This window comes from Aliiroseovarius sp. S1339 (assembly GCF_023195695.1).
Lineage (GTDB): Bacteria > Pseudomonadota > Alphaproteobacteria > Rhodobacterales > Rhodobacteraceae > Aliiroseovarius.
In genome coordinates, this window is the sequence record NZ_JALPQG010000004.1 from 301,121 (window position 1) to 313,096 (window position 11,976).

Annotated in this window: 12 protein-coding genes; 7 read left to right on the forward strand and 5 right to left on the reverse strand. The window is 58.6% G+C overall.

All coding sequences use genetic code 11. From position 1 onward, the window contains the following. Nucleotides 1-74 precede the first annotated feature (74 nt). The 6 genes from MUY35_RS08135 (at nucleotide 75) to MUY35_RS08160 (ending at nucleotide 4,356) form a co-directional block, all read left to right on the forward strand. A complete protein-coding gene (locus MUY35_RS08135; RefSeq protein ID WP_248365624.1) occupies nucleotides 75-500 on the forward strand; it encodes a nuclear transport factor 2 family protein in 426 nt (141 codons plus the stop codon). Between the two features lie 47 nt (nucleotides 501-547). Next, a complete protein-coding gene (gene chrA, locus MUY35_RS08140) occupies nucleotides 548-1,810 on the forward strand; it encodes a chromate efflux transporter (RefSeq protein ID WP_248365625.1) in 1,263 nt (420 codons plus the stop codon). A gap of 68 nt (nucleotides 1,811-1,878) precedes the next feature. After that, on the forward strand, nucleotides 1,879-2,391 hold the full coding sequence (locus MUY35_RS08145) for a ClpXP protease specificity-enhancing factor SspB (RefSeq protein WP_248365626.1): 513 nt from the start codon (nucleotides 1,879-1,881) through the stop codon (nucleotides 2,389-2,391). A gap of 149 nt (nucleotides 2,392-2,540) precedes the next feature. Further along, entirely contained in the window at nucleotides 2,541-3,935 is a 1,395-nt protein-coding gene (gene fumC / locus MUY35_RS08150; protein WP_248365627.1) for a class II fumarate hydratase, read from the forward strand. Further along, a complete protein-coding gene (locus MUY35_RS08155; protein WP_248365628.1) occupies nucleotides 3,935-4,132 on the forward strand; it encodes a DUF4169 family protein in 198 nt (65 codons plus the stop codon). The genes fumC and MUY35_RS08155 overlap by 1 nt, the downstream gene beginning before the upstream one ends. Beyond that, complete coding sequence (locus MUY35_RS08160) at nucleotides 4,129-4,356, forward strand: ribbon-helix-helix domain-containing protein (protein WP_248365629.1); 228 nt, start codon at nucleotides 4,129-4,131, stop codon at nucleotides 4,354-4,356. Before MUY35_RS08155 ends, MUY35_RS08160 begins: the two co-directional genes overlap by 4 nt. Here MUY35_RS08160 and MUY35_RS08165 read toward each other — a convergent pair. The 4 genes from MUY35_RS08165 to MUY35_RS08180 all read right to left on the reverse strand — a co-directional run bounded on the left by MUY35_RS08165 (nucleotide 4,353) and on the right by MUY35_RS08180 (nucleotide 8,217). Beyond that, nucleotides 4,353-4,625 (reverse strand): hypothetical protein, encoded by a 273-nt coding sequence (locus MUY35_RS08165; RefSeq protein ID WP_248365630.1) that lies wholly within the window; start codon nucleotides 4,623-4,625, stop codon nucleotides 4,353-4,355. The two genes, MUY35_RS08160 and MUY35_RS08165, sit on opposite strands and share 4 nt — an antisense overlap. Nucleotides 4,626-4,754: 129 nt before the next feature. After that, nucleotides 4,755-6,125 (reverse strand): cytochrome P450, encoded by a 1,371-nt coding sequence (locus MUY35_RS08170; RefSeq protein ID WP_248365631.1) that lies wholly within the window; start codon nucleotides 6,123-6,125, stop codon nucleotides 4,755-4,757. Continuing rightward, the gene (locus tag MUY35_RS08175; RefSeq protein WP_248365632.1) at nucleotides 6,122-7,384 is read right to left on the reverse strand and encodes a hypothetical protein; all 1,263 of its coding nucleotides are present in this window, start codon (nucleotides 7,382-7,384) and stop codon (nucleotides 6,122-6,124) included. The genes MUY35_RS08170 and MUY35_RS08175 overlap by 4 nt, the downstream gene beginning before the upstream one ends. 80 nt (nucleotides 7,385-7,464) lie before the next feature. Beyond that, nucleotides 7,465-8,217, reverse strand: coding sequence for a cytochrome c biogenesis CcdA family protein (locus MUY35_RS08180; protein WP_248365723.1), 753 nt, complete (start codon nucleotides 8,215-8,217; stop codon nucleotides 7,465-7,467). A gap of 126 nt (nucleotides 8,218-8,343) precedes the next feature. Here MUY35_RS08180 and MUY35_RS08185 point away from each other — a divergent pair, with 126 nt between their 5' ends. Beyond that, the gene (locus MUY35_RS08185) at nucleotides 8,344-8,571 is read left to right on the forward strand and encodes a sulfurtransferase TusA family protein (protein WP_248365633.1); all 228 of its coding nucleotides are present in this window, start codon (nucleotides 8,344-8,346) and stop codon (nucleotides 8,569-8,571) included. 46 nt (nucleotides 8,572-8,617) lie between these two features. On the opposite strand, the gene MUY35_RS08190 is transcribed toward MUY35_RS08185, so the two are convergent. Then, nucleotides 8,618-11,443 (reverse strand): ribonuclease E/G, encoded by a 2,826-nt coding sequence (locus MUY35_RS08190; protein ID WP_248365634.1) that lies wholly within the window; start codon nucleotides 11,441-11,443, stop codon nucleotides 8,618-8,620. Between the last annotated feature and the right edge of the window lie 533 nt (nucleotides 11,444-11,976).

Sequence of the window (11,976 nt, forward strand, 5' to 3'; positions counted from 1 at the left end):
CATATCATTAATCGTTCCGCCATAGATTTGCAGATGAGAGAACTCGCAAACAACGATATTGGAAGGAGCGTCGCATGCCCTCATTAGAGCTTCTGAAAGAATGGTATGACACGGTCTGGGTCCAGCAAGACCTTGACGCGATTGACCGCTTGTTCACGCCCGACATTGAAGCGCAGGGCGTGATGGATTTCGGCGTCGGACCCGATGACTTCCGGGTGTTGGCCGAAGCCGTTCTGGCACAGGTCGAAATCAGCGAAATTCGCTTTGATCGCGACGTTGCAATGGGCGACTGGGTCTGGGCGACGTTCACCGTTTTCGCTGTTACACTGGCAGATCGCTTGCCCGTACAAACAACTGGCCAGATCATGGCGCGCGTTAAGGATGGGCAGGTTGTCGAAGCCTATAATCAAATTGATTTCCTGACGTTCTTTGAACAGCTCGGCTACCTGCCCCCCGACAGCCTTGCCTTGTGCCTGTCTGGCGAAGGAATTGCGGCCTAACACAGGTTTTGCTTGCCACGGCGGGCGGATCAAGGCCCTATCCGGCCATGACGCCAAGCCTTTCTGATCTGATCCGCGTATTCACTCGCATTGGGCTTATGTCCTTTGGTGGACCTGCCGCGCAGATCGCTGTGATGCACCGGGAATTGGTCGACGATCGTCCCTGGCTGACCGAACAGCAATTTCTGAACGCCCTGTCGTTCTGTATGCTGCTGCCCGGTCCCGAGGCGATGCAACTGTGCACCTACGCTGGTTGGCGGCTGCGTGGTGTTCTTGGCGGATTGATCGCTGGGCTTTTGTTCGTTCTTCCGGGGGCCACGGTCATGCTGGCGCTGGCCTTTGCCTATGCCAATTGGGGACGGCTCCCGGTGATCGAGGCGCTGTTTCTGGGCGTGAAAGCCACCGTGGTCATTATCGTCAGCCAGGCCGTCCTGCGGCTGGCTCGAAAAACGCTGAAACGCGCGGACCATTGGGTGATTGCGCTTGCCTCCTTCGTCGCACTCTATGCCTTTAACGCCCCCTTCCCATTGGTGATCCTGATTGCCGCCGCCTACGGTATGATGTGGCGTGCGAAATCGGGTGCAAGTGCGGCGCAAGCGCCAGCCCGACCGACATCGCTTCGACAAACGCTACTGCGCGCCACCCTTTGGCTATCGCTTTGGTTTGCCCCCATTGCCGTATCCTACGCATCGGGGGCGGCCACGCTTGCAAAGATTGGCCTGTTCTTCTCAAAACTCGCCGTCGTCAGTTTTGGTGGTGCCTACGCAGTGTTGGCCTATATGACGCAAGAGGCCGTAGACACCCACGGCTGGCTGACCCCCGCACAAATGATGGACGGATTAGGCTTGGCCGAAACCACCCCCGGGCCGCTGATCCTTGTGACGGAATTTGTGGGCTACATGGCCGGGTACACGCTGTCGGGGCCGGCATTTGCGCTGGCCGCCGCCGCGATGACCCTTTGGGCCACCTTCGTACCCTGCTTTCTGTGGATTTTCGCCGCAGCCCCCCATGTTGAATGGCTGACCACACGGCCCCGCCTGACATCCGCCCTCAGCGCCATCACAGCGGCTGTCGTGGGCGTGATCGCCAACCTGTCGCTCTGGTTTGCACTGCACGTCTTTTTCGAACACGTAACGCGCGCCGACACCGCCTTTGCCCCCACCCTGCCTGTCATTTCCAGCCTGAACCTTGCTGCCGTTGCCCTTGCCAGCCTTGCCGCATTCTTGCTGTTACGACTCCGCTTGTCCCTGCCGCTGACCCTGGCGATCATGGCCGGTGTCGGCGCGGGTCTTCCCATGCTCTGCCCTTAACCATCTTGCGCCTTTTCTTCACCGCCGAATCCCTTATTCTGGACCCAACCCCACGGGAGAGAACATACATGTCCGACACCATCGACTATGGAAACCTGATGCATGACGCCATGCGTGACTTGATCCGCAAGGTGCTGGACAACGTGTCAAAGACCGGTTTGCCCGGCGAGCATCATTTTTTCATAAATTTCGACACCAACCACGATGCGGTCGAGATTGCCGATTGGATGAACGATCGCTTCCCCGACGACATGACCATCGTTTTGCAACATTGGTTTGAGAACCTGAATGTCGGCGATGAGGGCTTTTCCGTCACGCTGAATTTCGGCGATGCGCCCGAAACTCTTTTCGTGCCATTTGACGCGATCAACACTTTCGTCGATCCCTCGGTCGAATTTGGCTTGCGCTTTGAAATGCAGGACGAACACCACCCCGATCTTCATGTAGCCAGCGACGATGGCGAGTTGGCAGAAGAGGACTCGCCGGTCGAAGACCCCGAACGCGTCACGCCGGATGCCGAAAAAGCCGAAGTTACACCCAAAAAGGCAGAAATCGTCAGCTTGGACAGTTTCCGCAAGTAATGGCCAACAGGTCACTGGCGATGGGTTCAGGGCGTTCGAATTTCAGCGTCAAAACCACTCAAAATACGGGCGGTTCGGGCGCTACCAGCATTGAAATCGGTGTACAATCGGGTACAACAGCGACGGTTTTATAACAAAGGCGCCAAGATATGACCCAGACCCGCACCGAATCCGACAGCTTTGGCCCACTAGAGGTTCCCGCAGACAAATATTGGGGCGCGCAGACGCAGCGCTCGCTGATGAACTTCCCCATTGGGTGGGAGCGTCAGCCCGTCGCCATTGTGCGCGCCCTTGGCGTGATCAAACAGGCCTGTGCCGAAGCAAACAAGAAATCCGGTGCGATGGACGGAGCAATTGCCGACGCGGTCATTCAGGCGGCGGGTGAAGTGGTTGCCGGCAAGTTTGACGACAACTTTCCGTTGGTCGTTTGGCAGACCGGGTCCGGCACCCAGTCCAACATGAACGCCAACGAGGTGATCGCAAACCGCGCGATTGAAATCATGGGCGGCGTGATCGGGTCGAAAGAACCCGTGCACCCCAATGATCACTGCAATATGGGCCAGTCGTCAAACGACACCTTCCCCACCGCCATGCACATCGCCACCGCGATGTCTGTGCGTGACGTGCTGCTGCCCGGTCTGGAAAAACTGCTGGCGGGCCTTGAGGCCAAAGAGGCTGAGTTCAAAGACATCATCAAGATCGGGCGCACCCATACGCAGGACGCGACGCCTCTGACCTTGGGGCAGGAATTTTCGGGCTATGCCCACATGATCCGTCAAGGGATCGCGCGGGTGAAGCTTGCCCTGCCCGGCATCTATGAGCTTGCCCAAGGCGGCACCGCCGTCGGCACCGGGCTTAACACCAAGGTTGGTTGGGGCGAAGAGGTTGCCGCCAACATGGCGCGCATCACCGACCTGCCCTTCGTCACCGCCCCCAACAAGTTCGAGGCTCTGGCCGCCCATGACGCGATGGTCTTCATGTCGGGCGCTTTGGCGACAGTGGCAGGCAGCTGCTACAAAATCGCCAATGACATCCGTTTCCTTGGCTCCGGCCCACGCTCGGGTCTGGGCGAGTTGATCTTGCCGGAAAACGAACCCGGCTCGTCGATCATGCCGGGCAAAGTGAACCCCACACAGGCCGAGGCGCTGACCCAAGTTGCCGCGCATGTCATGGGCAACAATGCGGCGATGACCTTCGCCGGTTCGCAGGGGCATTTCGAACTGAACGTCTATAATCCGATGATGAGCTATAATTTGCTTCAGTCGATCCAGCTTCTGGGCGACGCCGCCGACAGCTTCACCGAACGGATGTTAAACGGTATTCAAGCCAACGAACCCCGCATCGACAAGCTGATGAAGGAAAGCCTGATGCTGGTCACGGCCCTGGCCCCGACGATCGGTTACGACAACGCAACGAAAGTGGCCAAGACCGCGCATAAGAACGGCACCACCCTGAAGGAAGAGGCCATCGCGCTTGGCTTCGTGGATGCAGAAACCTTCGACAAAGTCGTGCGCCCCGAACAGATGATCGGCCCCAAGGCCTGATGGGGAAACCGGTCAGCCTGTCCAAACATCGCAAGGCGAAGAACCGCGTGAAGAAGCGTGCCCAAGCCAATGAAAATGCCGTGAAGTTTGGGCGCACATTGGCAGACAAACAGCTGGATAAAGCGCGGGCTGAGAAGTTGGCCCGCGACCTCAACGGTCACAAACGCGACGGCGACACACAGTCAGACAAGACATGAGCGCACGGCCAGAAAAACACTCCCTCACCCTGCACGGGCACCGGACATCGGTATCGTTAGAGCCGGAGTTCTGGCAAGCATTCCGCGACATCGCAAAGGCGCGCGGCCTGCCCCTGAACGCATTGGCCGCTGAGGTGGACGAGGCGCGCGGTGTGGACCGGGGGTTGGCCTCGGCCATCCGCGTCTATGTACTGAACCACCACAGACAACCGCCCATAGATTAGTGTTGGGCGGTCAAGGCTTGGCGCAAACGTGTGTCATGGCGAAGTTGCTTTGCATCCTGAGGGGTCAGGCAATCATCATCGGATTTGCGCTGCAAGATATCTGAGAACAGTTCTTCAACCTCGTTTCGCGACAAGCCTTCATCGTTCTCTTCAGTCTCAAACTGCACAATGGTCTTGCGCCACGCCGGGACGGCAAGCGTATAGGACTTCAAAAAGCGTTGATTGCGCGCGCCATCCGGCTTGTTGAAACTTGAATAAAACTGGATCATTGCATCCTCCCCCAGGACTGTTCGTGCAACTGAGATGGGGACATAATGGCCGACAACAAGGCAATCATAGGGGGGAAAAGGTGGCGTCTGGTCACCGTAGAGTAGGTTTTCGGTGAGGATCGGCGACCATTATCTGGGCGTCAGCGATAGCCATATCCCATCTTTCCCGCGCACGGTCAGATGCGCGACGGGGTTTGCTGGACGATCTGCAACCAGTGCGAAGCGGAAACTGCGCACCAACATCGACAAGATCAGCGGCCCCTCAATCATCGCAAATCCGGCACCGGGGCAGACCCGCTGCCCGCTGGAAAACGGTATATAGGCGTTGCGCAGGCACGCCTTCCCGTTTTCGGTCTGAAACCGGCCGGGGTCGAAATCATCGGGTTGATCCCACAGGCGTTCGTGGCGATGGAGGTGCCAAGGGCTCAGCACGACCTGGCTGCCTTTGGGGACATCACGGCCCCGGAAATGCTCGGGGCAGCGTGCCTCGCGGACCATCATCGGCACGGGCGGATACAGGCGCAACGTTTCGCGAAACACGTCACGTGATAGGCGTAGTTTGGACATCACAGAAAATTCAGCTTTTTCCGGGTCAATCTGCGCCTGTGCTTCCTCGGCGACGCGGGTCTGCCAATCGGGATACAGCGCCAGCAAATACAGCGCCCACGCCAAGGCCGACGCGCTGGTTTCATGCCCAGCCAAGAAGAAAATCGCCACCTGATCGACCATCTCAGCGGTGTCGAACCTGTCGCCGGTGTCAGGGTCGGTTGTTGTCATAATCTTGGTGGCAAGGTCGTCGGGTGCGGTGCCTTGGTCGATTGCAACCTGACGCGCAGCGGTCAGGTCGCGGATCAACCAGCGTATCTGGCTTGCGGTCTGCTTGGTTTTGCGGCTGTGGAAACGCGGCATCCAGCGCGGCAGGGGCAACAACGCGCCGAGATTTAACACAGGTTGCGCGCGCTGGTGTTCCCGGAACTTATCGAACACCTGCGCAGCAGTCTGATTTTCTATCGGGATCGAAAAGAGCGTGCGGAAAATAACGTCTGCTGCCGCGTGACTCGCGTGAGATTCAACCTCGACCGGGGTGCCGTTGGCCAAAGGGTGCAAACGGTCCACGGTGGCCACCGCGACGTCCCACATCGCGGGAAACACCTCTTTCAGCCGTCCCCCTTCAAACGCCGGGTCAATGATGCGGCGTTGGCGTTTCCAGACCTCGCCATTGGTGACAAAGACTGAATTGCCCAGCAGCGGGGCCAAGCCTTCACGTATACGGTCGGATTTTGGAAAATCGTCAGGCCGTTTCTTCAGCACCAGATCAACCAGCGACGGGTCGTTGCACAGATAGCTACGGAAAAACGGCGTGCGGAACTCGGCCATCCATGCGCGATACAGGCGCGCGGGCTGCGCCGACAGGATATCGCGGCGAAACAGCTTCGCGTATCGCCACAACGACACCCGCTCGTCGCGTGACGGGGGTTTGGGGGGGATGCGATCTGTCACGGCGCCATACCCGTGTATTTCGACACAGGCGTTTCGATTCGGCTGGCCGAGGGTCGGCGGTCTTTATACCGGTGCCCCAATGTCAGCGGCCCCGCTGTGATTTGGAAATAGTCATAATCACCGGGTCGATCGAACGCGCATAAGTATTGGAAATGGAGGCGGAAAAAACGCCAGCGCAATTCTTTCCAGCGCGCGGGGCTAAGGGTTTTGGTAAACGCGGCAGACAGGACCAGCGGCCAGCGCTTCCCAGTTTCCGGCGCGACACCGGACACGGCGACAGGGTCGCACAGCGCAAAGGCGCAGCCATCGCCGGGAGCGGTCACATCAACCCACGCAATCAGGGACTGAGCGCTGAGTTCATGCAAATCGCGTCGCAGCCTGTGCGCGTCAGGCAGGAAACTGACCATCGGCACCACTTGGCCAAGGGACAGAAAGGCAAGCTCCGGGCCACCATCCGGCACGTGCCCGGCGCGCAGGAGGTCTGCCAATATCGACACGCCCAGATGTGCGCCTGAGCTGTGCCCGATCACCAGAACCTCGTCGACATCGGAGTTCAGCGCCTCGGCGATCTGGTCGGCGAACAGTGCCATGCGCGCCTCTAACTCGGGTGAATTCGCCCCTTTCAGACGCGCGGAATAGGCGTAGTCATGCATCAGGTAGTAGACATAAAGCTTGTTGTCGATCTTGCGAAACCACTTGAGCAGAACGATCACGGTTAGGCAGAGGACGACCCAATATCCGACAACCATCGCTTCGGACATCAGCGTCAGATGTCCAGCAACAAACGCGGCAGTAAAACCGAGAATGTGGCCCAGAAGCAGCGCCAGCACCAATTGCAGGATCAACATCCCCACCGGGTAAAGCGCGGCGATCACAGGCCCTTTGCGCAGACGCATGAGCCGCCACAATGCGCCCGAGCTGACATAGGTCCACGCCGTGCGTGCCATCAGCAAATAGGTCTGCGCGATGTTCAGGTCCATACTGTCGCGCACAATGTCAGACCAGAACAGCACATCGAATTCTGCCTCGGTCTCGGCGCCGTCGATCCGGCCCGTCACTTGCCAGCCATAGGTGCCCGGCCCTTGTCGTCCGATCAGACCGATCTGATAGCCAGAGATCGCCGCCTGTGCCGCACCTTCCTTTCGGTAAAGCTCACGGTATCTGCGGGGGTGAATCGGATCGTAGCCGGGGATGTAGAACACCCGGCGGCGGCGCACCTCTTGGGTGGTGTGGGATGGGGGGGCGTCGTGTTTTTCCATGGGCCCAGCCTGACTGATTTCCCCCGAACATTAGCCGGATAGTCGGGCAACATTAAGCCCTTATCTGATAGGCCCGGCGGTCAGCCCAGCACGGCCAGCGCCGGGAAGGTTTCAAGCAACCAATATGAGAAGCGCGAGAACCCACCGGTCAGCATCATCAAACCAATGGTCCACAACAACAGGCCCATGATCCGCTCAATCCGTTCCATATGGCGCTTCATGAAATTCATCAGGCGGGTCATGCGCGGGAAGAACGCGGCGACGAGAAGGAACGGAATACCCAATCCGGCGGCATAGATCGCCAACAACGTGGTGCCCCGCACGACGGAGCCTTCGGATGCCGCAAGCGATAGGATCGCGCCGAGTTGCGGACCGATACAGGGGGTCCAGCCAAAGGCGAAGGCAAGGCCAAGAACATAGGCCCCAAAGGCGCTGCCGCCCTGATCGCCCGCATCTATCCGCGCGTCGCGGTTTAGGAAGGGGATCGAGATGACGCCCAAAAAATGCGCGCCGAACACCATCACGACAATACCTGCAAAGGTCGCGAAAATCGTTTGATTTTGCAGGAAAAAAGCCCCGAATGCCGAGGCCGCGAAGCCGAGGAACAGAAAGACCGTAGACAGCCCCATAACGAAGAAAAGCGCGGCAAGGGTGGCTTTGCGCGACGCAGATTTCCCTTCGCTCATTTCACCAATGCTGACCCCTGACATATAGGCCAGATAGGGCGGCACAATGGGCAGCACGCACGGGCTGAGGAAGCTCAGAATTCCGGCGACAAAGGCAATGATCAAAGCCGGAAGCAGGCTCGCGTCGATGAGTTCAAATCCAAACATATCCTCCACATAGCGCGCAATTAGGATGGCGTCACCTGCATGTTCGTCACAACTGCGCGACATATTGGTGCAGTTTAGCGGTCTCCAACAGATAGACAGACCCACGCCGACCGCCTATGGAAAGATATGGAGTTTGACGACGATCTTGACGCAATGGGGCTGCTATGCCCCCTGCCCGTGCTTAAAGCCCGCAAGCGTTTGAAATCGCTTGAAAAGGGTCAGGTTTTGCGCGTGCAAGCAACCGACCCTGCTGCAGTGATTGACGTGCCGCATTTCTGCGCCGAACAGGGACACACGCTTGTGAGCCAGCAGGAGCACGGCGAGGTTACCCATTACTTTATCCGCAAGGGCTAAGACGTAAGAAAGGCCGGACATTGCCCGGCCTTCCTGTGCTCAACGCTTAGCCACCCAGTGACCACCAGCCTTTACGTTTCGGCTTTGGTGGGTCTTCTGGTTTTGCCTCGGCTGCCGGAGCAGGTTCGGCGCTGGCCATCACAGGCTCGGGCGCTTTTTCCGGGGCCTGGGCCGGTTTCGCGTCTGACTCGCTAGCGGCAGCAGGTGTCGCATCCTCCGTCTTTTTCTTCCGGGTTGCGGGGGCACGTTTGCGCGTGGCCTTTTTAGGCTTGGCATCCTCGTCTGTCGCGACCTCGGTCGACGAAGCGGCTTCAGCGGCCTCTGCCTTAGGCTTTCTGGCGCGCGACTTGCGGGCCGGCTTTTCGGCGGGTGTCTCGTCCGCGTCCGCCTCTGCCGTTGCATCGCTCACAGCTTCCTCGGCCTTGGGCTTGGCCGCCCGTTTGCGAGGGGCACGTTTGGGTTTGGCGACAGCTTCGGCGTCTACTGCAGGAGATTCTGCCACACCTTCTGCCGGAACTTCGGCCTCAGACGCATCAGCCGAAACTTCATCAGCCTTATTGGCCCGTCGACGCGGTGCGCGCTTGCGCTTGGGTTTCTCGTCGGCGTCCTGCACAGGCTTGTCCGCCTCGCCCTCTGCGTCGGAGGCAACCTTGGCCTCGCCGTTGCTGCTATTGTCGCTATTCTCGGCAGCGTTGTCGCCATTCTGGTTGTCCTGACGGCCATCTTCGCCGTTGGACGACCTGCGCCGACGACGTCGACGACGGCGCTTCTTCGGCTTGATCTCTTCCTCGCCGTTTGCTTCCGAAACCACCTCGGCCTCTTCAACCACATCGGCATCGTCGATGTCATCCATCAATGACGCGTCGACCGACACAACCTGGGCCGAGACTTCAGGAACGGTGCGGGTCGCGGTCTTGAACTTCTCAATCGAATAATCGGGCGAGATCAGGAACGGGTCGGCCTCAATGCGCACGGCCATACCGTAACGCGCTTCAATCTGCGCGATATGTTCACGTTTGTAGTTCATCAGGAAGTTGACGATGCCAACCGGCGCTTTCACCAGAACTTCACGCGACCGACGACGCACGCCTTCTTCTTCCAGCTGACGCAGGATCGACAAAGCTAGGTTGTCATCTGATCGGATCAGACCTGTGCCGTGGCAGTGGTTGCAGGGCTGGGTTGTCGCCTCGATCATACCGGGCCGCAGACGTTGGCGGGACATTTCCGCCAACCCGAAGCCCGAGATGCGGCCCACCTGAATGCGCGCGCGGTCGGTTTTCAGCTTGTCTTTCAGCCGCTTTTCGACCGCATTGTTATTGCGGCGTTCATCCATATCGATGAAGTCGATCACGATCAGGCCAGCAAGGTCACGCAGACGCAGTTGGCGTGCCACTTCTTCTGCGGCCTCAAGGTTGGTCTTCAGCGCCGTTTCCTCGATCGAGCCTTCTTTCGTCGACCGACCAGAGTTCACGTCGATAGCGACCAGCGCTTCCGTCACGTCGATCACTATATAGCCGCCGGACTTCAGCTGAACCGTGGGGCTGAACATTCCCGACAGATAGCTTTCCACCTGATAGCGCGCGAAAAGCGGCATTTGCTCGTGATACAATTTCACGTTTTTGGCATGGGACGGCATGATCATTTTCATGAAGTCCTTGGCGGTGCGATACCCGGCCTCGCCTTCCACGAACACCTCATCAATCTCGCGCGAATACAGATCGCGGATCGAGCGTTTGATCAGGTTGCCTTCTTCATAGATCTTGGCGGGGGCCGACGAATTCAGCGTCAGTTCACGGATCTGTTCCCACAACCGTTGAAGATATTCATAGTCGCGCTTGATTTCCGACTTGGTGCGCTTGGCCCCTGCGGTGCGCACGATCAGGCCCGCACCTTTCGGCACGTCGATCTCAGCCGCGATCTCTTTCAGTTTCTTGCGGTCGGGGGCATTGGTGATTTTGCGGCTGATCCCGCCGCCACGTGCGGTATTGGGCATCAAGACACAGTAACGGCCTGCCAGCGACAGATAGGTGGTCAGAGCGGCGCCTTTGTTGCCACGCTCCTCTTTCACGACCTGCACCAGAAGGATCTGGCGCACTTTGATCACTTCTTGGATCTTATAACGCTTGGCGCGCGGTTTGCGGCGTGGGCGAATATCCTCAGCCGCATCGTCATCGGCAACGCTTTCGATCTGGTCGTCTTTTTCAGACGCATCAAGCGGCGCATCATCATCATCGTCGTCGTCGTCGGAATCGTCGCTGTCTTGTTGATCTGACGTATCCGCATCGGTGACGGCGTCGTCATCAGAAACATCGGTGCTGGCGTCATCGGTGGGTTCTTCAACCGGCGTTTCGCCAACCAGCTCCATCGGTGATTGACCCTCAAGCGGATCACCGTTGGCGTCGTCCAGGTCGATCACATCCATGCCCGACCCAGTCGCTTCCCCAGAGGTTTCCGCAGTGGCGTCAACCTCTTTGGTCGCCACCGCGTCATCGGTTTTGGCCTCTTCCGCCTGCGAGCGACCGCGGGACCGCGACCGGCGGCGGCGCGAGCGAGGTTTTTCATCCTCGGACGCCATTGCTTCTGCAAAGGCGCGCTCTTCTTCCAAAAGCGCTTCGCGATCCGCAACGGGGATCTGATAATAGTCTGGGTGGATTTCTGAGAACGCCAAAAAGCCGTGACGGTTTCCGCCATAGTCAACAAAGGCCGCTTGCAACGAAGGTTCGACCCGCGTCACTTTTGCCAGATATATGTTGCCTGCTAGTTGGCGTTTGTTTTCGGATTCGAAGTCAAATTCTTCGACCTTGTTTCCATCCACCACCACAACGCGGGTTTCTTCCGCGTGGGTGGCGTCGATAAGCATCTTCTTAGCCATGTTTTCTTTCTGCACCCCAATCGGCGCGCCCTTCCTGGCGGAAGCGCACGGTTTTCAGGGTGACTTGTCAGGGCGAAGCGATACGTGGAATGCGGCAACGCGGCGAGGGGCTTGCGCCCTGCCGACTGTGCTTGCTCGATCCTCTGACGCATCATCGCGTTTCTTCTCCGGTCGCGTTTGCGGGACCTGGCTTTGCCAGAAAGCCCATGTGCGACCCATTCAGGTGCCCGGCCTGTTGTCAGACATCGGGCGGATTTTCGGATCAAAGACTATGCCCTTTTGGGTGCAACGGACTTTGATCGTCAATTTCTCGCTCCGGCAGCCAGCCCAAATTGGGTGCGTTCCGGGGCATTCTCGGTCTATTCCGTCCCGATCTGCGGCATAGGCCTGCGTTCGGTCGACAAAACAGCGAAACTCTTGTCGGTGGTCGGGCGCGAACGCGCGATCCACCTTACTTGGACCATACGTGGTCCGGGGCCGGAATGACAATGGGCAAAATGCGTCAGATGGCAGATGAATGGTTAACGCTCGCA

Bases quoted from the DNA above. Each gene is read 5' to 3' on its own strand.
- MUY35_RS08135 (WP_248365624.1), top strand. From the start codon at position 75: ATGCCCTCATTAGAGCTTCTGAAAGAATGGTATGACACGGTCTGGGTC.
- chrA (WP_248365625.1), top strand. From the start codon at position 548: ATGACGCCAAGCCTTTCTGATCTGATCCGCGTATTCACTCGCATTGGG.
- MUY35_RS08145 (WP_248365626.1), top strand. From the start codon at position 1,879: ATGTCCGACACCATCGACTATGGAAACCTGATGCATGACGCCATGCGT.
- fumC (WP_248365627.1), top strand. From the start codon at position 2,541: ATGACCCAGACCCGCACCGAATCCGACAGCTTTGGCCCACTAGAGGTT.
- MUY35_RS08155 (WP_248365628.1), top strand. From the start codon at position 3,935: ATGGGGAAACCGGTCAGCCTGTCCAAACATCGCAAGGCGAAGAACCGC.
- MUY35_RS08160 (WP_248365629.1), top strand. From the start codon at position 4,129: ATGAGCGCACGGCCAGAAAAACACTCCCTCACCCTGCACGGGCACCGG.
- MUY35_RS08165 (WP_248365630.1), bottom strand. From the start codon at position 4,625: ATGATCCAGTTTTATTCAAGTTTCAACAAGCCGGATGGCGCGCGCAAT.
- MUY35_RS08175 (WP_248365632.1), bottom strand. From the start codon at position 7,384: ATGGAAAAACACGACGCCCCCCCATCCCACACCACCCAAGAGGTGCGC.
- MUY35_RS08180 (WP_248365723.1), bottom strand. From the start codon at position 8,217: ATGTTTGGATTTGAACTCATCGACGCGAGCCTGCTTCCGGCTTTGATC.
- MUY35_RS08185 (WP_248365633.1), top strand. From the start codon at position 8,344: ATGGAGTTTGACGACGATCTTGACGCAATGGGGCTGCTATGCCCCCTG.
- MUY35_RS08190 (WP_248365634.1), bottom strand. From the start codon at position 11,443: ATGGCTAAGAAGATGCTTATCGACGCCACCCACGCGGAAGAAACCCGC.